This window comes from Shewanella sp. SP1S1-7, assembly GCF_031932105.1.
Lineage (GTDB): Bacteria > Pseudomonadota > Gammaproteobacteria > Enterobacterales > Shewanellaceae > Shewanella > Shewanella baltica.
The window spans coordinates 87,658-109,672 of record NZ_JAUOEU010000015.1 but is presented as its reverse complement, the minus strand read 5'-3'; the positions used below and the strand labels follow the sequence as shown (position 1 = coordinate 109,672).

The window sequence follows — 22,015 nt, the reverse complement described above, 5'->3', positions numbered from 1 at the left end:
TTTGGTCCCCGCATTTTTTAGCTTTCGGGCCCGTAAGACTGTTTAATACCTGTTCCATGGCAGGTACATCCCCTTTTGCCAGCGCAAGATAAAACTCTTGGTCAATTTGATACTTTGCCATTTTCTGACCCGGTGGGTTGGCTAAAATATATTCAGCACGCTCCCCCAACAAATCCCATTTACCTTGCAGCGCTAAAATCGCTTGGAACGCATGATATTCAGGGCAACCCACACGGTTGCGCACTGCTTTCCCGCCTGTTACTCGGTAAAGAGGAGAGATAAACTGGCTGTGCCAGCTTATTAAAGGCTCATGATCACTTATCAGTGCCATAAAGTGACAAAATGCACCTTGCCACTCGCTGCTAGCCCTCTGAGTATAGAGCCTATCTAACTTAGCCGACGTATAAGCATGTTGGCGAAGTTGCTCTAAATCCCCATCCTTAAACCAAGACAACAAGGATTTAGCATAATAGTGAGACTTTAATGCTAATAAGCAACCTTGCCGTGATCCAGTATTCGTCAGAATAAACTCTAGCGCATCATCAATACGCGTATCGACAGTCCAATTAAGTCTATCTATTCCCGTTTCAAAACATATTTTTGACATTATGCTCCATCTCTTAATAACTATTGTTTCGTTCTAGCGTTATCCTAACAAGTAAAAGGGTTAAACGATTGTCTGCTATTAGCTCAATTTTAAATCCAAACCATCTATTTATTTCATCGCCAGTACTGCTTTTAGCTCTGCAACTTCCGATTCTGTTAATCGCCGCATTTGACCTTCTTGTAACTCACCCAATGCTAATTCGCGTAAATTTAGTGTCATTATGGCGACGCGCTCAAGATCGATAACGTGATATCCGAGCGCCTTGGACATCCTACGAATTTGGCGATTTAAGCCCTGTATCAGTACGATTTCAAAGCTGTCCGAACTGAGACGGCGGACTTGGCAGGGCAGGGTTTGTAGGTTTTTATAACGTACTCCACTGGCCATCTGTTCAACAAAATCATCAGTGAATGGCCGGTTGAGGTGCACATGGTAGGTTTTACTGTGGGCAAAACTGGGGTGCATGAGTTTATGGGTTAGCTCACCATCATTAGTTAACAGCAGTAGGCCGCGGGAATCCTTATCGAGCCTGCCGACGGGATAGAGTCTTGGCGCTTTGGGGAGCAAGTGTACAAGACTCGTTTCATCCTGCTCCAGCAGGCGGCAATCTGTGCCTACGGCTTTGTTAAATACCCAGTAGGCGAGGGTTTCGGTTTGAGTGATAGGTGCGCCATCAAGCTCAATACGGTCGAGGCAGTTTAATAATTCGTCCAAACGGATGGGATCTGTGTGGCGGGCGATATGGCCATTGAGTGTGATGCGCCCTGCCTCAATTAAACGGCAGGCTTCACGGCGTGAGCCTATGCCACATTGGGCGAGGTATTTTGCGAGGCGCATATCAATCCAAGGTTGATGAATTTAAACATAAAAAAGGAGCCGAATTCGGCTCCTTCAATTGTACTTATCAGCATCTTAATTAGCTATTTCAACCTGCTGTTTAACAAGCGATAAATACAGTGCGACTTATCAATGACGTTTGCGGAAAATCACAATCGCAACGGCCACTACGGCTAAAATCATACAGTACCAAGCGTGTGATACCGCAGCCAATGGGGTGATGCTAAAGGTCGAGGCGATCAGCAAGGCTTGTGCGCCATACGGGATCAAACCTTGGATAATACAGGCGAAAATATCGAGGACGCTGGCGGCACGTTTTGGGCTCACGCCATGTTTCTCGGCTAAGTCTTTGGCAATATCACCGGTCACCACGATAGAAACCGTATTGTTGGCCACACAAGTGTTAGTCACTGCGACTATGCCAGCCATACCCAGTTCTGCGGCGCGGCATGATGCTTCACCTTGTGCCTTTGAAAAACGCGTGATCAGCTTTTCAATCTGTTTGCTCACAAAGGCAAGACCACCTTGTTGCTGCATAAGTGCCGCTAAACCACCGACCAGCATAGACAGAATGAAAATCTCCTGCATATTGCTAAAGCCAGCATAAATATCTTTACCAAATTGGATTACGCCGTAATCCATGGTAAACAGACCCGTAGCGCCCGCTAATAAGATACCTAAGGTCAAGACCACAAATACGTTCAGACCCGCCACAGCTAAGATCAAAATGGTCAGATAAGGAATGACCTTAATGAGATCTATGTTCTGCGACGCTAATTCTGCTTGGCCTTGGCCTGCAAATACAAAGGCAATCAAGGTTAGCAGTGATGCGGGAATAGCGAAAATCAGGTTTTCACGGAATTTATCTTTCATATCACAGCCTTGAGTGCGCGTAGCTGCAATCGTGGTATCGGAAATAATCGATAAGTTGTCACCGAATAGGGCGCCAGACATCACAGCACCTGCCATCAGGGCATAGTCGATTTGCGCTTGGTCGGCCACGCCGAGGGCGATGGGTGCGACAGCAGCTATGGTGCCCATTGAGGTTCCCATGGCTGTTGCGATAAAGGCCGCAATCACGAAGAAACCGGGTAACAACAAGTTTGATGGGATCAGTGATAAACCCAGAGCAACAGTGGCATCGACACCGCCTGTGGCTTTAGCGACCGCTGCGAAGGCGCCTGCTAATAAATAAATCAAACACATAGCAATAATGTTGCTGTGACCAATACCGCCAATGAAGGTATCAATCGATTGATTCAATTTCTGTTTTGATAAAATCAACGCCAGAATAATCGCAGGTAAAATGGCGATAACACTCGGTAATTGATAGAAGGCGAAGTCGACACCTTGGCTTTGGAAATACACACCCGCGCCAATGAAAAGACCAAGGAAAACAAATAATGGCAACAGGGCAATGAAAGATGCCGGGCTGTGCTGTGTTGCTGGTGTTGGATTGCTCAAATGTTATCTCTCTTTCGCTTAGAGTTCTTTCCGCAGGTTCCTTAGCAGTCAAACTCGCTTAAATTTAGTGTCACTTCGGCATCGTATCCTAGCAACTTGAGGCAAAGCATATTTGATCCCCGCTAACCTGTCAATTTAGACGTCTAGATGTTTTTACTTCCGTTGTGATCGCTAGGTTATTAATAGGTTGTATAAGATGAAGCTCAGTCTACATTTTAATTTATAATCAATGTGTTATCAGTTTGCATTCAGGTTAAGTTAGAGGTTTTTTATCTGATTTAGAGTGTATTGCAACTGAATGGAATAGCGTAAAATTAAAGCTGTGGCCCGGGGTGATGGGATAAGTTGGCTATTTATCGCCCTTATTTCCCTTGAAGCTTTGATGCACTGAGCGAGTGTCGATATGAGTTTAGAAGGCGAAGTAGATGAGCTGGATCCATCGAGTTAAGTTCATTTTTATTGCTTATTAGCTTGCAGCGCTCGTTTAGCGGCCTGATCAGGTTCACATAACAAAATAATATTAATTAAACCTTAACAATCAATTCATTGTTTTCAAATGTAAAAAAGTGTTAGCCGCATAAAAAACTATAAAACACTAATGATAACGATTTGCGTTGTACTGGAGAGTTTAATAGAATCCGCACAAATTATGTTAATAACTCTTTGGGGCTTTGTTTAAATGCATACATCTTCTCGCCATGGCTTGAGTCTCGTAGCCGTCTCTTTACTGACTTTAGGGTTGAACCATACTGCGATCGCCGGTGAAGATTTATTCGGTTATGTCAAAGGCGCTGAAGCTATGCCTAAAGACGCCATCGAACTGTACCAAAAGGTCACCCTGCGTAATGATAAGGGTCAAGGCACCTACAGAGGTATTAACTACGAAACTGAATTCGAGTATGGCCTAACGAATAAACTGGCGGTGTCAGCTTCTGCTAAGTTTATGTCCTTAGACACCAGTGGGCTTATCATCGATGGTTATTTGCCGGCAGAGAAAAAAATTGGTTTTCAATCCTCTGGCGCCGAAGTTGGCCTAAGCTATATGTTTTTAAGCCCAGCCAAGGATGACATAGGTTTGTCGATGACAGCCTCCCTCGACTACGACTGGATTGATGTGCATTCTGGCCAAGACAAAGACACCTTGTCGTTAGATCTTGGTCTGCAAACCCAAAAATACATGCTCGAAGGTGAGTTAATTTGGGTGGGGAACTTAGGCATGGAATCAACCTATGCCGACCGCGCCCCTATCGCTAATCTACCAGAAGATTTCGAATGGTCGACGGATCCAGAGATGGAACTGGAATTGAAAATGGGCACAGGCTTAAGCTATCGTTTCGCCCCTAATTGGTTCGTTAGCGCCGAAGTGCTTTTTGAAACTGAATTTGAAACTGAAATTGGTCAAGAACGATGGTCCTTCTTTGCTGGCCCTTCATTGCATTATGGCAGTGCCGATTGGTGGGCGACGCTGACTTGGTTACCACAGTTAAGTGGCGGTGGTGAGCAGTACCAAGGTCAGCGCGATACTAGTTTGCATCTGATTGAAAAAACAGAACAAGAAATCAGATTGAAGGTCGCATTTAACTTTTAATCTAGGTTCAATCAGGCTGTTGCAGCGAATGTAATAGGCTGCACCGCCAGAGTGAGTGCCAAGGATGGCTCGTTTTTATTCCATATTCACTAACATTAGGTATTGAAATGGCGCAGACATATTGGAATAGCTTGTGGTTTATGCCCATGGTCGTGGTGACCGCGCCTGCTTTTGCTGCTGACTATTTAACGGTTGCACAGGCGCAGGCATTGATTTTTGATCAAGCGGCCGTATTTAGCGAGCGGCCAACTTTATTGAGCTCAGATGCGAAAGATCAGATCAAAGATTTGTCTGGCGTGCGTCAGCGTCAAGATCAACAGCCGATTTGGAAAGTGGAGAAAGACGGGCAATTTCTCGGTTGGTTTATGGTTGATGATGTGGTCGGTAAACATGAATACATTACTTATGCCGTGGGGATTAGCCCGCAAGGTGAAGTGTTAGGTTTAGAAGTGTTGAGTTACCGCGAGACCCATGGCGGTCAAGTGCGCGAGGCCAGTTGGCGCCAACAGTTCCACGGTAAAACACTGAACGATCCCTTTAAACTGGATGAGGATGTCACCAATATCAGCGGCGCGACCTTGAGTTGTCGTAATTTACTCGATGGTGTGAAGCGTCTGTTGGTTATTCATCAACTCTTCCTGTCACAGACGGCATTATCGTGATACGTCGCGCTAAACCCTTACTCGGGACTTTGGTGGAAATTGCCGCCGAGTCACTGCCACATTCTGGCAGTGAGATCCCACTTGAGGATAAAGCCTTAGAAGCCGCGATGACAGCGGCTTTTTCGCGTGTGACGCATATTGGTCGGTTACTGAGTTTTCATCAGCAAGACAGTGAGTTAAATCAGCTAAATCGCCAGCCAGGGACATGGATTCGTGTAAGCCAAGACAGTTTACGAGTGCTCAAGTTAGCTAAGTGGCTAGGCAAGGCGAGCAACAACTTGTTCAATTGTACTGTCGGCGGGGAAATGATGTCCCGCGGTGCTTTGCCTGCCTATCTTGGTATGCCTTTGTTATTGCAAGGTGAGTGGCAAGATATTGAAATAAAAGATAATCAAGTACGATTAGCTAGGCCACTCATTTTAACCTTAGATGGCATAGCCAAAGGTTATGCGGTTGATATGGCGGTTAGTGAGCTGCGCCGTGCGGGCGTTGGCGGTGGTTGGGTGAATGCCGGTGGCGATTTAAGAGTCTTTGGCAGTGCCTCTTTAAATGTACTCTGCCGCGGCCCAAAGGGATTGAGCCAAAAGATCTGCGTGAGCAATATGGCGCTGGCAAGTTCGCGGGTGTCACAAACCTTAAGCCATGATTATCCTGCGTTATTACTGCCCACGGGCAATGTTACTGATGTGAATATCGATCTTGAAAGTGAACGTATTGTCAGTGTGAGTGCGCCCTTTGCTTGGCGCGCCGATGCCTTGACTAAGGTTGCGGGTTACCTAAGCTCTGACTCCGCCGCTGACAAAATTGCTCACTTAGGTGGTCGATTAGTCAGTTTTGAATAATCATTCCTTTGGTACTATTTGCAGTTTTCCTTACTGAATTTACTAAGGAAAAGCTGCGTGCTGAGTGTATAACATTTTCCTATGAAGAAATTAACTGGCTATCCAAATTGGTTTTTTTGGCTAATCATTCTTACCATTAGCGTCACCACGCTCACAGGCTTGTTTATGCTGCCTTGGGTGATGGAGTTTAAGTTGCAGTGGGAAGTGGATTTTGGCCTCAGCGGTGAACTACGGTTACCCGCAGTGGTGATGCATGTGTTGTTAGGTTGGTTGCTGTTGATGCTACTTGGTGCACTTTGGCACAGTCATATTCGGGCAGGATGGCGTAAAAAATTGAACCATTGGAGTGGCTTAGTGATGTCACTCAGTCTTATCACCTTAGCGTTAACGGGTGTGGGACTGTATTACTTGAGCTCAGAATCAGCCCAGCTGTTTGCCAGTTTATTGCATATGTTTTTGGGGATGTTATTGTTTTCAGGTTTTGTTTGGCATTATTACCATGGCCGTAAAATTCGCGTTCAATCCCTTAGGCGTCACCGTAGCTGATAAGTTTTGCATCAAAGCCCAATTTGAAACCCAATTCAAAAGCATTCGATTAAAAATCCCATGTTAAAACACATTAAAAAGAGTGCCTAATTGGCACTCTTTTCGTTTTAGCTGTTTGTCACGAGCGGTCTGGCTATTAACCGCTTGCCACTAACCGCTTGTTGCTAACTATGTGTCGTTAGCAATCTGTCAGCTTAGGCGACTTTAAATCGCGCCACTTCTTTTTGTAGGTTGCTGCAAATTGCCTTAGTGTTGACCACGATTTGTTGGGTCTCTTGAATGACTAAGTTGCAGTATCTTGTTTTATCGGATAATTCAGTCAAGTTACGGTTAATTTCTTCGGTTACATGGGTCTGTTCTTCGGTCGCCGTTGCCGTTTGAGTGGACATCTCGCTGACCTTAGAGGTGGAGTTTAGGATTTCATCCAATGCATCTTGGGTTTGGCTGGCGAGGGTGACAGTTGATGTGGTCAGGCTGGCGCCCGATTCAATGCTTTTAACCGCATCATTTACGCCGCGTTGTAACTCTTCAATCATGCGTTGAATATCTTGGGTCGAGGTTTCGGTGCGACTCGCCAGTGTACGCACTTCGTCGGCGACTACGGCAAAGCCGCGGCCCTGTTCGCCAGCGCGCGCCGCTTCAATGGCCGCGTTAAGGGCAAGGAGGTTAGTTTGCTCAGCAATAGAGCGGATCACATCGAGCACTGAGGCAATATTGGCTGAATTGACTGAGAGTTTTTCAATAACTGACACGGCATTCTTAACCGATTCAGATAGTTGCTGAATATGATTAACGGACTGGGCGAGGATATTTTTACCTTCCACCGTTTGGTCGTTCACCTTAGTGATTTCGGTCGCTGTGTGTAGGGCATTGCTGGCGACTTCTCTTACGGCCGCACTCATTTCATTGACTGCTGTGACTATGGTATCCACAAACTGCTCTTGTTCATGGCTGATGTTGATTGTGGTGGTGGACTTAGTCGCAAGGCTTTCAACGGTGTGGCTTACATCCTTGGTTTGACCAATAATCGAGATAACCATCTGCTGCAGTTGTTCTACAAATAAGTTAAAGGCATGGGCAAGCTCACCGATTTCATCCTGACGTTTGATGGGGATCCGCTGAGTTAAGTTACCGTCACCATCAACAATGTCATTGATCCTGCTGGTGATATCTTTAATGGCATTAACGATGATTTTAGGGCCGAAGTAGGCAATCAACAGAGCGACTATGGCCACTAAGCTGGCTATGGTGAGGGAAATTTGGGTTTGGGTGGTTGCCTGTTCAGTTGCTTGCAAGTCCAGCTCTTTTACGCGGTTATCGGCCGCTTCCCCTGCGGCATTATAGATGCTTCTTAAGGCTTTAAATTCTTGTTTGGATTTGGTTTCGTGGAGTTGTTTCGCGCGTTCAAAGTCATTACTTTTGACGGCATTAATGACTTCAGATGAGGCTTGATACCAAAGGGAAAATTGCGCTTCAAAGCCATTGGTGGATTGCAGTACCAGCAGATGGTCTTTAAGGATTTTTTTAAACTCGCCCATTCGGTCACGGGCTTGGTCGACGTTTTCTTGCCAGTTATCAATTTCACTCTTGCGATTCTCGGCTGATAATTCTTCCCTCAATAACACCTCTTCACTGAGCTGTGCTTGGTAAAGATCGCGGTCTGCATTGAGAATTGCCGAAATCGCTGGATTAAATAACTGACTGAATTCTTGCATCTGCTTTACCGTCGCACGGCTTTGCATGGCGTCTGTGACGGCCATAACAATGAGCGCTGTCGCCATAATGGCAAACATCAGCGAAAACTTAACGCGAATACTGTTAAACATAGGAACATCTCCATTAATAACTTAATAAATAGCTTAGCCGTTATTTATGAAATTGCTTTTACATGCAGTAAATTGCGATGGGATTCGGTGAGAAGTTTTGTGTCCATTGAACGAAGGTGAATAGCCCCGACTGTGCAGCCAGGGCATTGATATTTTAGCTTATGTTATTCGGGGCAAGCTAAGGTGGGTATGGCTTTAGGCTTAGGCTTTATCTGCACTAGCATGACGCCCATGATGACCATAGAGCCGCCAATGTAATGATAAATGGCCAAGGTTTCATCTAGGATAATGGCCGCCAATATCGCCGCAATAATCGGCATTAAATTAAAGAACACGCTGGTGCGATCGGCACCGAGTTTGCTGATGCCATTGATCCAAGCCCATGGCGCGAGCAGCGAGGCCGCAACTGCCGCATACAGTATCAGTGGTGCCGATTGCGTGCTGATCGCCATACTCGGGCTACTGAACAGCAGCGGAGTCAGCATAAATACAGCTATGAGTCCTTGAATATAAACCGATTCCCAAGTGGGCAGTGGTAATTGCCAGCGTTTCAGTAATACGCCATAGAGTGCATATACAAAGGCGCTGATCAGCAGCAGCAAATCACCTTGGGTGACGCCGATGGCAAGATTCATCATATCGCCGTGACTCAGCATAAAAATTAAGCCAACGAGGGAGATCAGCGTGCCACCAAAGGCTAATGGCGACAGCTTCTGTTTGAGTAAGGGCACGGCTAAAAACAGGCTGATCATGGGCACGAGTGAGGTGATCAATGCCATATTTGTCGCCGTGGTGGTGGCCGCCGCAAAATAAGCCAGACTCTGGTTGAGCACCATACCTAGCATGGCCAAAGTCGCGAACTTAGGTAACAGCGGCAGTATCACTTGGCGCTTTTGCCACACACGACCCGCGACAAAGGGCGTTAACAGCAACATAGCGAAAAACCAACGATAAAACGCTATGGCTTCAGGATCGATAATCCCAAATGAGAGCTTGTTAACTATCGAGTTACCTGCCCAAATTAATACGGCCAACAGGGGGAACAAATACAACATGATCTTGCCTTTCGATACTGGCTTACGTGGCTGGGCATGAATGACTGAACATAAGCGACTGAGTCTACATGGCTAACTCTAAATGACTGAGCATGAGTGACTGAGAATTAGTGACTGAGAATGAGAGACTCTGCTTATGACCTAGCACTTATGCATCCAGATAATAATTGCTGGCAATTATCCATGGTCGGTTATGATATAGATATCGCTTATCAGACAAGGTCAGTTCCCCGGCGGACAGAGTGCTATGGCATAGCAAAATAGCTTGAGCGCGATTAAACCAGTTGAGCACTATTAAACGAGAGAATGTATTGAGCTAGAAGGCTTTGAGGACAGACAAAATGCGTACGGTTTACCATCCCCTCACGGCAGAGCAAGGGCCAGTTGCGGATATCTTCTTTAACTATGAAGCTTTCCTGCCTAATACGGTGACGCCTAAGCATCAACACACATGGGGACAATTGCAGTTAATCAGCGGTGGCATCATGGAATTACATGCCGCTGGGCAACGGTTTCTATCGCCGTCGCAATATGCGATTTGGGTTCCTGCGGGGATAGAGCATGAAAGTTATACTCGGCGCAGTATCCATTATTGTTCGATGAACATAGTTGTCGAGCGGGCTGCGGCGTTTCCCCAAGAGACCTGTTTGTTAGCTGTGACTCCTATTGCCCAATCGATCGTGAACTATCTGCGGGAGCGGCAAGTCCGAGTGGCAAATTCGGCGGCGGATAAGCGCCTCGTTGAGGTTTTGCTCGATCAGCTCACTATCGGCCAAGCCCTGCCGCAATTTTTGCCCACCGTTTCAGATAAACTGTTACAGCCGCTGTTGCTGGCACTCGAAGCCGATCCCGCGAGTCCTAAGACCTTTAAATCTTGGGCAAGTGAATTACATACCACAGAGCGTACCTTAGCCCGTCGTTGCCAAGAAGCGCTGGGGATGAGTTTTACCGAGTTAAGGCAAAGGCATAAGTTTATCTATTCATTACAATTGCTGCGTCAGGGATTAGCGATCAAAGAGGTAGCATTAACGCTCGGCTACAACCAAACCTCACCTTATATTGTGATGTTTAAAAAGTATGCCCAGTGCTCGCCAGAGCAGTATCGCCGTCGATTGTGATGACATATAAGCTTAGTGTGTTGAAAAATGACAGTGTGTTAAGTCAAACGCTAGTATGTGTTGTGAAGCGATAAGCTGATAAAACCGTGAAATAAAATAGGGTGCCAAAGCATTTAGCACCCTATTTTCGGCCTATTTAAAGAGAGGATTTAAGGGATTTTTACATTGTTGGATAAATTAGTCGGATGCTTTTTGGCGGTTCCGTTTATCCTGACGCTTCTCTTTTAAGGTTTTCATTGGCGGTTTTTTGTTTTTTTCTTTACTCATAGATATAGACTCCAAAGTGAAGGTCACTATCCGAATCCGCGCCGCAATTCGGTTTCGATAGTTGGGCTCAATTTTTATTTCAGGCTTAAATTGAGTCGGTTTATTTATAAAGGACACATAAAAATGAATTTAACGATTGAGGCGCCGAACCTAAACCTCTTAACCCTTTTGCTGTTTTACCTTAAAGCGCTGCCATGACTTAGTGTAAATAGTGGAAAAAGGCGTTAATTACAGTGCTAAATTCATTTAATACCTGTCTTTAATAAATAACGCGGCCAGTTAATGACTTCAAAATAACATTCCTTCTTATCCTATTATGTTGAAAGTACCGCTAGAAGCCGCCGCTAATAGCGAGTTGAAGCATGTTGTCACGGAGTTGAACACACTTTATCTTTAAAATACGTCATCTAAAAATGGCTTAACACTTGAACGAACTTCGGAGTTGAATTCGGGCATAAGCTGCTAAATGGCCACTAAAAATAACGCTGCTTGAATCAACTGGCTACTTAGCTTTTTTCGGTTGCTTTTTCGCTAGGCAGACATCTTTAATCATAAATAGCACCGGCTTGCCTAAAATACTCACTTCAGCCAGTTCGCCCTTAGACCGCCCAAGCAAGCTGACGCCTAAATCGGATATAACAGAGAAGCGTCCTGCACTGGGTTTATGCTTTGGTGGATACACGAGTTCAATTTGATACTCTTGCTGATCCTGCAGATTAACTAAGTGGATCTCCCGCCCTACAGTCACTTTATCATTCGCCGTATCATGCTTGAGCTGCTCAAGCTTGCTAATCACCCCAGCCAAAGCGGTTGGGCGCAGTGAGGCATTAAAACTGTTCTGTAAATAATAGGTTTCGGTTTTTAGAATAAAATTCTGAAATAGACCGCTAAAAAATGAATATGCCATTCCCGCCTCTGAAATAACCAAGTAAAAGTACAAGCAAAGAATTTAAAAAGAGGAATCACTGTATTCAGTGCTTATTTAACCAGAGTATTAAAGTTCTGCCGAGCGCGAGTGACGCTCGGCTTAGACTGGGAATTTGAGAGAGAAGCGGAATGATTTAGCCAAACAGCAGGTTAAACTAAGAGTGCTCGCTAATACATGGGGAAATAGTGATGAAAATGCAGTGCTAAACATAGTTTTACATCTCCAGTCAAAAGTGTGTGTTATGGGTTGCTTTTTTAAGCGTTCAATATGGCGAATAATGTAAAGTGCTAACTAAGTAAAGTGTTAACTAAATAAGCCATGCTTGGTTGATACCATAGGTCAAGTAAAAAAATAATGCAAGCATGACCAAGCTTATATTGCTGAATATACTTATCCACAGTAAAATTCGGATTTAACACTAAATTAACTTTGTTGATGTTAACGCTAACCTTAGTCAATTTAATCCTAGCACGCGTAAAATAAATCGAGCACTGTGAGCTTAGCGATAAAATACGCATTAAGTAAATAGCACACTAATTCACTTAAATAGCTAACTCAAATAATGCACTCACTCACAATGTACGCTCGAATAATACCTTAGCTCGGTGATTGTGATGCTTAAGTATATTTTAACGCTATGCTATGCAAGCTAACTGAATTAAGCCTTAATATTCGCGTTTAAAGTTGTAAAGTACTGAGTATCCACTTAGGTGGTTAATCCCGCGCCTTTCAACAGTATTTTAATGCACATGGAGACGAGGAACAGGCAGCTGACGCTCGTGCACCAAATGAGCACTAACCAGCCGAGTCGATAGCTGAGAGATTTAGTTGGGGTCGTCATGTTTATCTCCTAGGTGTTAGCCAGTGTCTCAATTCAACCTGTGTCTGAATTGAACCAGTGTTTGAATTGAAGTCTTAATCGAATTTATTGCCTAAAGTGAACTCGCCGTTTAAATAGAGTCCGCTGCCTAGGCAAAGTCGCTTCGGCAGCATTTTGAGGTCATGTCTTACCAGAAAAATCGTTAGTGATAGCCTGCATCTTTAGTGACTTTGCCGCGGAACACGTAGTAGCTCCAAAAGGTATAAACCAAAATCAGCGGGATGATCATCAGCGCGCCGACGAGCATAAAGCTTAAGCTGCTATCGGGGGCTGCCGCCTGCCAAAGGCTGATGTTGGGGGGAATAATGTGCGGCCAGATACTGATCCCGAGTCCACTAAAACCTAAAAAAACTAGGCATAAGGTGAGTAGAAATGGCTGATAGTTATCATCGCGGCGCAAGGATTTCATCAAGGCCCAGCCACAGGCTAATACCAGTATGGGCACTGGGGCGAAATAGAATAAATTCGGCAAACTAAACCAGCGCAGGGCAATATTGGGCTGCACAAAAGGCGTCCATAAACTGACTAAACCTATGGTCATAAGTAAGCATAAGGTCAGTGCTCTGCCGAGTTGTTGCATGGTCGTTTTAAGCTCGCCTTGGCATTTTTTTACCAGCCAAGTCGCGCCTAGCAAAGCATAGGCCAGCATAAGGCCAAATCCACAGAAGAGTGAGAAGGGCGTTAACCAATCGAAACTACCTCCGCTAAATTGCTGCTCGCTGACCGAAATGCCTGAGATAAACGCCCCCAGCACTACGCCCTGTGAAAACGTGGCTGTGATAGATCCGAACATAAACGCTTTATCCCAAAATGGCTTAGCTTCAGCACCCGACTTAAATCTAAACTCAAATGCCACGCCGCGAAAAATCAGTGCCAGCAGCATGATGAGCAGCGGTATGGTTAGCGCTTCGAGCACTATGGCATAGGCGAGGGGAAAGGCACCGAGCAGACTAGCGCCGCCGAGCACTAACCAGGTTTCGTTACCATCCCAAACGGGGGCGACGGTATTGACCATAATGTCCCTGTCGTCCTCGTCGTGAATAAAGGGAAACAGTATGCCGATGCCGAGATCAAAACCATCCATCACGATATACATTAAGGTGGCAAAAATGATGATCCCGAACCAAATCAAGGGTAAATCGAATTCCATGGTGAGCCCTTAAATATGTTTAAGATTGAATAAGTAAAACTAGATTTATTTACTTTAAAATTAATGGCTTGTTGTCGCGATATCTGGCCCTTTGCGGATGAGTCGCATCATATAGCTATAACCCACGCCGAAGATGCCGCAGTAACTGACGATGAAAATCCCTAGGCTGATACTCAGGTGGGTAACGCTGTGGGAAGACACGGCATCCTGAGTGCGCATCAATCCTTGGATCACCCAAGGTTGGCGGCCAAGTTCGGTCGTAAACCAGCCCGCTAGTGTCGCGAGCAGTCCTGCGGGGCCGAGCAGCAACACAAAACGCAGAAAGTGTTTATTGCTGTAGAGTTTGTCTTTGCGTCTGAGATAAGCGCTCCACAGTCCGGCAAAAATCATCAATAGGCCTAAGCCGACCATGACCCTAAAACTCCAAAACACTAACAACACATTGGGTCTGTCCTCGGCGGGATACTCAGTCAAGGCTGGCACTTGTTTGTTTAAATCGTGCTTTAAAATCAGGCTCGCCAGCCCAGGGATTTCAAGGCTGAAGTGGTTTTTCTCTGCGTCCATATCAGGAATGGCAAATAAGACTAATGGAGTGGGTTTATCGCCCTCATTACGCCAATGGCCTTCCATCGCCGCGACTTTTACAGGCTGATATTCAAGGGTATTTAAACCATGGAAATCACCAATCACAGCTTGCAGCGGCGCGACAATTAACGCCATCCACATCGCCATAGACAACATCTTACGGATTGCGGGCGTGTCGTTACCTTTGAGTAAATGCCAAGCCGCCGATGCGCCCACAAAGAAAGCCGACGAAATAAATGCCGCTACTGTCATGTGGGCTAAACGATAGGGGAATGAAGGGTTAAACACTATCTGAAACCAATCCACAGGAATGACGCGATTGTTCACGATTTCAAAACCTTGGGGCGTCTGCATCCAGCTGTTTGAAGCTAAGATCCAGAAGGTCGAGATAATCGTGCCCGTGGCAACCATGCAAGTGGCGAAGAAATGCAGGTTTTTGCCTACCTTCTGCTGACCAAATAGCATGACCCCCAGAAAACCCGCTTCGAGGAAGAAGGCGGTAAGCACTTCATAGGTGAGTAGCGGCCCAGTTACGCTGCCCGCGAAGGCGGAAAACGCGCTCCAATGGGTACCAAATTGGTAGGCCATAACAATGCCAGATACCACGCCCATGCCGAAGTTAATAGCAAAAATCTTCGACCAAAATTGATAGAGTTGTTGGTACACCTGATTCGCCGTTTTCAACCATAAGCCTTCTAATACCGCTAAATAAGTGGCGAGGCCGATAGTGATGGCGGGGAAAATAATGTGAAAAGAGATAGTAAAAGCGAATTGGATCCTAGCAAGTACAGTGGCATCAAAATCAAACATAATTTCCTCGAGAGATAATAGTCTCGTTACAAAGGCATTCATTAATGCAGTGTCCACTGAGCCTAATATTGGCCCAGCGGTGAAAGCTTGTGTGCCATTAGAGCATGGGATAAGCTGGCTATAACAGACACAGGATATATTGATTGAGCTATAACAGATGGCGAAGTACGAGCAGTTAGCGCAGGAATTAAAGACACGAATAGCCCAAGGCGTCTGGCAGGCGGGGGACAAGTTGCCGTCGCTGCGCCAAACTGTGGCTGATTCGGGTTTGAGTTTGATGACAGTGCTTAATGCCTATCAGCTATTGGAAAGCCAAGGCGTGATTACGGCGCAGGCAAAATCGGGTTATTTAGTGGCGCCGCAGCCAGAAACCTTTCGCTATCCCGACCGTCAGCGGCAGATTTATCTCTCTGATAAAGTTGATATTAACGAGTTTGTCTTCTCTGTTTTGCAGGCATCAAAACAGGCGGGGATAGTGCCCTTTGGCTCAGGTTTTCCCGATCCCAGTTTATTCCCGCAGCAAGCGTTGGCGCGCTCGTTAGTCAAGGTCACTCGGCACATGTCACCGTCTTTTGCCGCCGATAATTTACCGCCGGGGAATGCGGGGCTGCGTAAGGCGATTTCCCAACGTTATGCCAAATTGGGTATGAGCATTTCACCCGATGAAATCATCATTACCTCGGGCGCCATGGAGGCACTGAACTTGAGTTTAGCGACCCTGACTCAAGCGGGGGATTGGGTAGTCATTGAATCACCGACCTTTTATGGCGCGATGCAGGCGATCGAACGGCTTAAGCTTAAGGCCATTGCGGTCGCGACGGATCCACAACTGGGGATTGATCTCGAGGCGCTAGCGGAAGTGTTAAAAACCTACCCAGTGAAAGCCTGCTGGTTGATGAGTCAACATCAAAATCCCCTAGGCTGTAGCTTGTCGGATACTAAAAAACAGGCACTTTATCAGTTACTAAACGAGCATAAAGTCAGTTTAATTGAGGATGATGTTTATCAAGAACTCTATGTCGACTCCAGTGCGCCAAGGCCTGTAAAAGCCTTCGATACCGAAGGACGGGTGTTGCACTGTGGCTCATTTTCTAAGTCTTTGATTGCAGGTTATCGTGTCGGCTGGGTGGCGGCGGGACTGCATGCGCCGCAGCTGCAACGCTTGCAAGTTATGTCGACACTATCGACCAGCGCGCCCATGCAGCTTGCTATCGCCGATTTTATTCAGTCGGCACAATATGAACGCCATTTGAAACAGTTACGTAAAAAGTTAGCCGATCGCAAATTGGCCACGTATCAGTTATTGCGCGCACATCTGCCCGAGTCTGTGGGGGTTAACTTTGCGCAGGGCGGCTATTTTCTCTGGTTAGCGCTGCCTGCACACATGGATGCAACACAAATTTATTCTCAGGCGATTGAGCGCGGGATCAGTGTAGCTCCCGGAAATCTCTTTAGTAATCAGGTCGAGTTCCGCCATTTTATGCGCTTGAATGCCTCATACGAGTGCTCGCCAGAGATAGTCTCTGCTGTCGTAGTGCTGGCCGAACTCATCCGTAACTATTCGTGCTAGTTCGTGATATTAGCTCGTTAGGTTAGCTTTTTATATGAGCCTGTTATGTTAACCCGCTTTGTTGCTTGAGGTATGGGGTCAGAAGTTAAATGCTGAGGTAAAAAGTTTTAGACTTCCAGATGTCTATCTGTTAGCTTGTTGAACATGCACAAATCTTGTGCAATCCTTTGGGTTCGAACAAGGACAGCACTCTGTTGAAGGAAGGCAAAATGAAGCTTGAATCACTGGCATTACACTACGGTTATGAGTCAGAAGCGACCACGAAAGCGGCCGCGGTACCTATCTATCAAACCACCTCTTATACCTTCGATGATACCCAGCATGGTGCTGATTTATTTGACTTAAAAGTCGCAGGCAACATTTATACGCGGATCATGAATCCTACTACTAGCGTGCTAGAGCAACGTCTGGCGGCCATTGAAGGCGGCATAGGTGCGCTGGCCGTGGCATCGGGTATGGCGGCGATTACCTATGCGATTCAAGCCCTGACTCAAGTTGGCGATAATATTGTCAGTACCAGTCAGCTCTATGGCGGCACTTATAATCTGTTTGCCCATACGCTGCCGCGCCAAGGCGTAGAAGTGCGTATGGCGGCCTTCGATGATTTTGAAGGCCTCGATGAGCTGATCGACGACAAAACTAAGGCCTTGTTCTGCGAATCAATTGGTAATCCGGCGGGCAATATTGTTGATTTACAACGTTTAGCCGAGATTGCCCATAAGCATGGCGTGCCTTTAATTGTCGATAATACGGTCGCAACCCCAGTGTTATGTCGCCCGTTTGAGCATGGCGCCGATATCGTTATCCACTCTTTAACCAAATACATTGGTGGCCATGGCACGACGATTGGCGGGGTGATTATCGATTCAGGCAAGTTTGATTGGGTCGCGAATAAGGAAAGATTTGCCTTACTCAATCAAGCCGATCCTTCTTACCATGGCGTGGTTTATACCGAAGCCTTTGGCCCTGCGGCGTTTATTGGTCGCTGCCGTGTGGTACCGCTACGTAATACCGGCGCTGCGCTTTCACCGCACAGCGCATTCTTACTGTTGCAAGGCCTTGAAACTCTAAGCCTTAGAATGGAGCGCCATTGCTCGAACGCGCTAGCATTAGCCGAATATTTGGTGTTGCATCCGGCGGTGAGTTGGGTGAACTACGGCGCGTTGCCAAGCAGCCCTTATCAGGATAATTGCCACAAGATCACTGGCGGCAAAGCTTCTGGGATCATCAGCTTTGGGATTAAAGCGGCCACGCCTGAAGAAGGTAAAATTGCCGGTGGACGTTTTATCGATGCGCTGCAGATGATCCTGCGTTTAGTGAACATTGGCGATGCGAAATCCTTGGCCTGTCATCCTGCGAGTACTACGCACAGACAGCTCGATGCCGATGAACTGGCAAGGGCGGGCGTGTCTGAAGATCTTATCCGTATCTCGGTTGGGATTGAGCATATTGACGATATCATTAACGATGTGGCGCAGGCGCTCGATAAGGCACTGGTTAGCAAGTAGTTTTTATTGAGTAGCCCATGTTAAATAGCCGATGCCTCATCGATTTATTAAATCGTTAACAGTAAAAAGCCGCTATAGATTCAATTCGATAGCGGCTTTTTTAGTGCTTTAAAAACGACGTTAATCTTGCTGCAGTCGATTTCTCGCCTTCTGGTAGAAGTAAGAAACGGTCAGCAAAATAACCCCGATCAGCATAAAGGCAATGACTTTTTGCACTAGCTCGAAGGACGCCATATCCAGTAATAGCACCTTGAGCGTCGATAGGATAAATAGCCCAGCGGCGAGGCGAATCATATCGGCATTTTGTGGTTTTAAGCTGATAAACATCAACACACTGCCATGGATAACCAATAAAATCGCGCTGAGTGGGGCGGCAATCATGTTATCGAAGCTATAACTCCACATGAAGTAACTCAAGGCGAGTAACAAATGCCAACCCCACTTAAGTCCTTGTAAAGGTAAGATACGTCTATGCAAGCGTATTGCTGCGCCATGCTGCAAGATAAGCCTTGCTAGGAGTGCCAGCGATAAAAACTCAATTAACACAAACGAGGCATTATCACGATTAAGCCCAAGCGTGATCTCAAAATGCAACATGATGGGCAACAGGGCTAAGCCTAACGTTAGGCCGTAGGCGAGATGGTAGCTTTCCTTTATTGCGGCTTGGATTTGGGCTACTAGGGTTAATTTCATACTACGCGAGGCTTGGCCTTCAGTGCTTTTGCTTAAACTTTTTTGGATAAGCAAGGCAAAATAACCACTTAAGGCCAATGCTGTCATGGCTATTCCGACGAGCTCTGAATGATTAAAGCCATAAACGATCACGGCTAATACCAGTGCAAAGTAATAAGGGCTTAGTTGCCATTGAAGTTGCAGTAAGGGGCGCCATGTCTCGGGTAATTGGCGATAACGAAGCAGGGTGAAGCCCATAAAGAGGGCTCCAATAACCAGCGCCGCGAGTCCTTGCCAAACGTGAATAAGACATAGCGAGGCGGTCATCAGAACCGCTAGCCAAGTGAGGATTTTGGCTTCTATGTTCAAACTCTTATGTTTAACAAAGTAGGCTAAACCTAGGCTCATAAAGGTGCTCAGCCAGAGGGCAATAGCGGTATATTCCCAATAGTTGCGGATAACTTTAGGCAGCAGAATAAGCGGCAGCAGCAAATAGCAGAAGATTTGCATGCTATAAGCGGCTTTGGCAAATAGGGCATCTTTATAGTGGCGGCGATACCAATAATGGGCCAAGAGTAAGGCGGTAAATAACTCAATTCGTGCCAGTTTGGCCATGAGCGGCTGGGCGCTAAAGCTGAAACTGTCAGTGAGCGTTATGCCTTCAACGACCTTAAAGAGCAGCGGTAATAGCAAGATCCAAGCGGCAAATTCGCTGATAACGAGTTTGTCCTTTGCGCTTAAATACAGCAGTAATAGGCTGACCAGTGGCAAGATAGCGAGATAGTAATCGCTGCTCAAAAGGTAAGCCGCGAGGATAATTGTCGCCACATAAAAACCGCTTAATAGTTCTTTTAGTATTCTGCAAAGCTGATGTTCTAACGCAGAAAGCGGCGCATGGGTGAATGATAATAGTCGAATGGCAAAGACTAAGGCGGCGCAACTTAAGGCCAGTGCGATCAGCGAAACGCCAAAGGCTGACAAAGCTGAAATTGCCAAGGCATCTAATAAGCTGGATTCTAACAGTGCCATGCTATCAAGCACGCTAAACGCATTTAACCCTAATCCCATTAGCAGTAATACATAAGCTTCGGCGCGCACTGAAACCAGCTCTTCTTTGGTGCCAATCCATAACAGTAATAAGGCTTCGAGCAGTAAGACTAAGCCGAGGAAATCATGGCTAAGTAAATACAGTGCTGCAAATCCGGCAAAACTTCCTGCAAAGACTAACAATAAGCCGCTGCGGGCTTTTTCTAAGCGGCTTTTTAGCTGCCAATAGAGGGCTGCACAGATCAGCGCGTTGATCGCGAAGATTTCCCCTGCGAACTCAGTGAATTGCGTTAATTCGAATAGCACAAAGGCGAGCAATGCTATTGGCAAAGCGAGCATGCGATGGCTTAGCGTGTTGCTTGGTTGTTTATCTTGATGGGCAAACTGCTGGGTAAATAGTAAGCCGGTGATGCCGTAGAGATAAAAGGTCGCATTAATACTGAAAAGCGCCAGCAGACTGCCACCGCCAAAGTCGGTGAGTGGCAGTGGCACAAAATAGCTAAAGGCTTCGATGCAGCCAATGTGCAGCAGCGCGGTGATTTCCAGTAATAACGGCCACTTAAGCTTATAACTTTGGGCAAGGGCGCCAATTCCAATAAGCAGTAAATAAGGAAGAAACAGCAGTGGTGCATAGCTTTGGGATAACAACATCATAGGCGCGGTCGAGCCGCCGACCAAGGAGATGACGCTAATGACTTTGGCATCTAAGCGCATCGACAGACCATAACCTGCCAGAGTGATCAATAACAGTAAGATAAAACTCGCGCTATTGGGGATGATTTCAAAATACGGCCCAATAAAGTAAGCGCAGAGAAAGTTAAGAATAAGGCCTAATCCGACTATCCCAGAACCAAAGTCCGCCATGCCCGCACGTTTTTGGCGAATAAAAATCCCGCCAGCTATGATAGCGTTCGCGCTGGCAAACCCGAGTAGCGCTTTGCCCAGTTCTGAGAACCAATGGTTGATGGAATATTGCAGTAAATAACCAAAGCCTAATGTCAGGGTGATGATCCCTGCGATTGTCATCAAGAAGACCGGGCCTAATCCCTTAGCCTGATAATGATTGTAGAAGGATTTGATTTGTTCGGTAATTGCGCCAAAGGGCGCCATGATGGCCGCTAATCCTTGGGATAGCAGATCATCAAATTGACTCGCCACTTGCACGCTTGCCTGTAATTTGACTTCATCACTCAGTTGTTGGCCCTGCGCCTGGTATTTGGTTTTAGCGACTTGTTCTGCTGAGGTATTTTTTGTGTTTCTTTGCCAAGGGTCTTCTTGCAAAGCGTTTTGCTGCCATGGGTTGGGTTCTGCTTGAGCAGGCGCTACGGGAGCGGACTCAAGGATTGGTGTGTGTGCCGCATAGGTTAATGCGGGCGTGTTATCTGCGGCAGGGAGCACAGCCGCAATCGATACTGCATCTGCCGCCATACTGACAGTGGTATCAAAGGCGTCTTCAGTCGCAATTTGCTGACTTAAGGTATCGAGCTTAGTTGAAAATTCTGCCAATTGACGGCTGAGCGAAGATTGCTGCGATAAATGCAGCGACTGTAATTGTGCCAGCTCAGCTTTTAGTTGGGCGACGTCATCCTTTAACGGCATATCTCAATCCTAAGTATTTAATACTAGTAATATACTAAACTTTTACTGGGTTGAAGTGTACTGACATAAAAGCGACATAGAAAACAAGTTTTAACGCAACTTGGGCTGCGTTAAATTCAAGGTGGTTAGCCGAATTTTCGCTTATTCAAGGCAAATTATTTATTTAATTCTTCCGCTAAGGCACTTTGGTTGTTGGCTACGATTCTCGCAATCTCGGGATCGCCTTGGTGCAACTGCTCGAAGCAGTGCTGATGAAGCACTGCATATAAATAAGATAAGCTGACGACAGTATCTTGAGCATTATGTAAGTGTGTATCGCGTGCGGTTCTATCGAGCAGATCGCAGCAGGCGCTAAGTTGCTTATCAATCGCTGTCAGTAGCTCTTTTTGCTTATTGTCGAGTAATTCGCATAATTGCTCTTCTTGGTGATGAGTCATGCAAGTTTTCCTTGTTT

Annotated in this window: 18 protein-coding genes; 7 read left to right on the top strand and 11 right to left on the bottom strand. The window is 46.2% G+C overall.

Translation table 11 applies throughout. From position 1 onward, the window contains the following. The 3 genes from Q4Q49_RS13230 to Q4Q49_RS13220 form a co-directional block, all read right to left on the bottom strand. Positions 1-607: hypothetical protein (locus Q4Q49_RS13230; RefSeq protein WP_311999559.1), on the bottom strand; the 607-nt coding region annotated here is incomplete at its 3' end. A gap of 108 nt (positions 608-715) precedes the next feature. Then, complete coding sequence (locus Q4Q49_RS13225; RefSeq protein WP_311999558.1) at positions 716-1,444, bottom strand: 23S rRNA pseudouridine(2604) synthase RluF; 729 nt, start codon at positions 1,442-1,444, stop codon at positions 716-718. Positions 1,445-1,573: 129 nt separating this feature from the next. Beyond that, complete coding sequence (locus Q4Q49_RS13220) at positions 1,574-2,908, bottom strand: Na+/H+ antiporter NhaC family protein (RefSeq protein WP_063884109.1); 1,335 nt, start codon at positions 2,906-2,908, stop codon at positions 1,574-1,576. 679 nt (positions 2,909-3,587) lie between these two features. On the opposite strand from Q4Q49_RS13220, the gene Q4Q49_RS13215 reads away from it, so the two are divergent. The 4 genes from Q4Q49_RS13215 (at position 3,588) to Q4Q49_RS13200 (ending at position 6,546) form a co-directional block, all read left to right on the top strand. Beyond that, on the top strand, positions 3,588-4,496 hold the full coding sequence (locus Q4Q49_RS13215) for a DUF6662 family protein (RefSeq protein ID WP_063884108.1): 909 nt from the start codon (positions 3,588-3,590) through the stop codon (positions 4,494-4,496). Between the two features lie 107 nt (positions 4,497-4,603). After that, entirely contained in the window at positions 4,604-5,158 is a 555-nt protein-coding gene (locus tag Q4Q49_RS13210; RefSeq protein ID WP_006083955.1) for an FMN-binding protein, read from the top strand. Then, a complete protein-coding gene (locus Q4Q49_RS13205) occupies positions 5,155-6,000 on the top strand; it encodes an FAD:protein FMN transferase (protein ID WP_006083954.1) in 846 nt (281 codons plus the stop codon). Before Q4Q49_RS13210 ends, Q4Q49_RS13205 begins: the two co-directional genes overlap by 4 nt. An 81-nt stretch (positions 6,001-6,081) precedes the next feature. Next, complete coding sequence (locus tag Q4Q49_RS13200; protein WP_259215014.1) at positions 6,082-6,546, top strand: hypothetical protein; 465 nt, start codon at positions 6,082-6,084, stop codon at positions 6,544-6,546. Between the two features lie 194 nt (positions 6,547-6,740). On the opposite strand, the gene Q4Q49_RS13195 is transcribed toward Q4Q49_RS13200, so the two are convergent. Together Q4Q49_RS13195 and Q4Q49_RS13190 are read right to left on the bottom strand one after the other, a co-directional pair. After that, entirely contained in the window at positions 6,741-8,372 is a 1,632-nt protein-coding gene (locus tag Q4Q49_RS13195; RefSeq protein ID WP_311999557.1) for a methyl-accepting chemotaxis protein, read from the bottom strand. Between the two features lie 164 nt (positions 8,373-8,536). Then, entirely contained in the window at positions 8,537-9,427 is an 891-nt protein-coding gene (locus tag Q4Q49_RS13190) for a DMT family transporter (RefSeq protein ID WP_115334000.1), read from the bottom strand. A 341-nt stretch (positions 9,428-9,768) separates the two neighbouring features. On the opposite strand from Q4Q49_RS13190, the gene Q4Q49_RS13185 reads away from it, so the two are divergent. After that, positions 9,769-10,545 carry a helix-turn-helix transcriptional regulator gene (locus Q4Q49_RS13185; RefSeq protein WP_311999556.1) on the top strand — a complete coding sequence of 259 codons (777 nt, stop codon included), beginning with the start codon at positions 9,769-9,771 and terminating at the stop codon, positions 10,543-10,545. A 769-nt stretch (positions 10,546-11,314) separates the two neighbouring features. On the opposite strand, the gene Q4Q49_RS13180 is transcribed toward Q4Q49_RS13185, so the two are convergent. The 4 genes from Q4Q49_RS13180 to Q4Q49_RS13165 form a co-directional block, all read right to left on the bottom strand. Continuing rightward, positions 11,315-11,719 carry a GreA/GreB family elongation factor gene (locus Q4Q49_RS13180; RefSeq protein WP_311999555.1) on the bottom strand — a complete coding sequence of 135 codons (405 nt, stop codon included), beginning with the start codon at positions 11,717-11,719 and terminating at the stop codon, positions 11,315-11,317. A 727-nt stretch (positions 11,720-12,446) separates the two neighbouring features. Beyond that, a complete protein-coding gene (locus Q4Q49_RS13175; protein ID WP_006080444.1) occupies positions 12,447-12,581 on the bottom strand; it encodes a DUF2474 domain-containing protein in 135 nt (44 codons plus the stop codon). A gap of 181 nt (positions 12,582-12,762) precedes the next feature. Next, positions 12,763-13,770, bottom strand: a complete 1,008-nt coding sequence (gene cydB, locus Q4Q49_RS13170) for a cytochrome d ubiquinol oxidase subunit II (protein ID WP_107403925.1) — start codon at positions 13,768-13,770, stop codon at positions 12,763-12,765. A gap of 60 nt (positions 13,771-13,830) precedes the next feature. Continuing rightward, entirely contained in the window at positions 13,831-15,165 is a 1,335-nt protein-coding gene (locus Q4Q49_RS13165) for a cytochrome ubiquinol oxidase subunit I (RefSeq protein ID WP_311999554.1), read from the bottom strand. Positions 15,166-15,322: 157 nt separating this feature from the next. On the opposite strand from Q4Q49_RS13165, the gene Q4Q49_RS13160 reads away from it, so the two are divergent. Both Q4Q49_RS13160 and Q4Q49_RS13155 read left to right on the top strand, forming a co-directional pair. Beyond that, positions 15,323-16,735 carry a PLP-dependent aminotransferase family protein gene (locus Q4Q49_RS13160; protein ID WP_311999553.1) on the top strand — a complete coding sequence of 471 codons (1,413 nt, stop codon included), beginning with the start codon at positions 15,323-15,325 and terminating at the stop codon, positions 16,733-16,735. A gap of 209 nt (positions 16,736-16,944) precedes the next feature. Then, a complete protein-coding gene (locus tag Q4Q49_RS13155) occupies positions 16,945-18,243 on the top strand; it encodes an O-acetylhomoserine aminocarboxypropyltransferase/cysteine synthase family protein (protein WP_012090043.1) in 1,299 nt (432 codons plus the stop codon). A gap of 120 nt (positions 18,244-18,363) precedes the next feature. Here Q4Q49_RS13155 and Q4Q49_RS13150 read toward each other — a convergent pair whose 3' ends face one another. Continuing rightward, positions 18,364-21,561 carry a DUF2339 domain-containing protein gene (locus Q4Q49_RS13150; protein WP_311999552.1) on the bottom strand — a complete coding sequence of 1,066 codons (3,198 nt, stop codon included), beginning with the start codon at positions 21,559-21,561 and terminating at the stop codon, positions 18,364-18,366. A gap of 155 nt (positions 21,562-21,716) precedes the next feature. After that, entirely contained in the window at positions 21,717-21,998 is a 282-nt protein-coding gene (locus tag Q4Q49_RS13145) for a hypothetical protein (RefSeq protein WP_006080450.1), read from the bottom strand. Positions 21,999-22,015 lie beyond the last annotated feature (17 nt).

What these genes read in the sequence shown, in the direction of transcription:
- Q4Q49_RS13225 (WP_311999558.1), bottom strand. Translation starts at nt 1,444, where the DNA reads ATGCGCCTCGCAAAATACCTCGCCCAATGTGGCATAGGCTCACGCCGT.
- Q4Q49_RS13215 (WP_063884108.1), top strand. Translation starts at nt 3,588, where the DNA reads ATGCATACATCTTCTCGCCATGGCTTGAGTCTCGTAGCCGTCTCTTTA.
- Q4Q49_RS13210 (WP_006083955.1), top strand. Translation starts at nt 4,604, where the DNA reads ATGGCGCAGACATATTGGAATAGCTTGTGGTTTATGCCCATGGTCGTG.
- Q4Q49_RS13200 (WP_259215014.1), top strand. Translation starts at nt 6,082, where the DNA reads ATGAAGAAATTAACTGGCTATCCAAATTGGTTTTTTTGGCTAATCATT.
- Q4Q49_RS13195 (WP_311999557.1), bottom strand. Translation starts at nt 8,372, where the DNA reads ATGTTTAACAGTATTCGCGTTAAGTTTTCGCTGATGTTTGCCATTATG.
- Q4Q49_RS13190 (WP_115334000.1), bottom strand. Translation starts at nt 9,427, where the DNA reads ATGTTGTATTTGTTCCCCCTGTTGGCCGTATTAATTTGGGCAGGTAAC.
- Q4Q49_RS13185 (WP_311999556.1), top strand. Translation starts at nt 9,769, where the DNA reads ATGCGTACGGTTTACCATCCCCTCACGGCAGAGCAAGGGCCAGTTGCG.
- Q4Q49_RS13180 (WP_311999555.1), bottom strand. Translation starts at nt 11,719, where the DNA reads ATGGCATATTCATTTTTTAGCGGTCTATTTCAGAATTTTATTCTAAAA.
- Q4Q49_RS13175 (WP_006080444.1), bottom strand. Translation starts at nt 12,581, where the DNA reads ATGACGACCCCAACTAAATCTCTCAGCTATCGACTCGGCTGGTTAGTG.
- cydB (WP_107403925.1), bottom strand. Translation starts at nt 13,770, where the DNA reads ATGGAATTCGATTTACCCTTGATTTGGTTCGGGATCATCATTTTTGCC.
- Q4Q49_RS13165 (WP_311999554.1), bottom strand. Translation starts at nt 15,165, where the DNA reads ATGTTTGATTTTGATGCCACTGTACTTGCTAGGATCCAATTCGCTTTT.
- Q4Q49_RS13160 (WP_311999553.1), top strand. Translation starts at nt 15,323, where the DNA reads ATGGCGAAGTACGAGCAGTTAGCGCAGGAATTAAAGACACGAATAGCC.
- Q4Q49_RS13155 (WP_012090043.1), top strand. Translation starts at nt 16,945, where the DNA reads ATGAAGCTTGAATCACTGGCATTACACTACGGTTATGAGTCAGAAGCG.
- Q4Q49_RS13150 (WP_311999552.1), bottom strand. Translation starts at nt 21,561, where the DNA reads ATGCCGTTAAAGGATGACGTCGCCCAACTAAAAGCTGAGCTGGCACAA.
- Q4Q49_RS13145 (WP_006080450.1), bottom strand. Translation starts at nt 21,998, where the DNA reads ATGACTCATCACCAAGAAGAGCAATTATGCGAATTACTCGACAATAAG.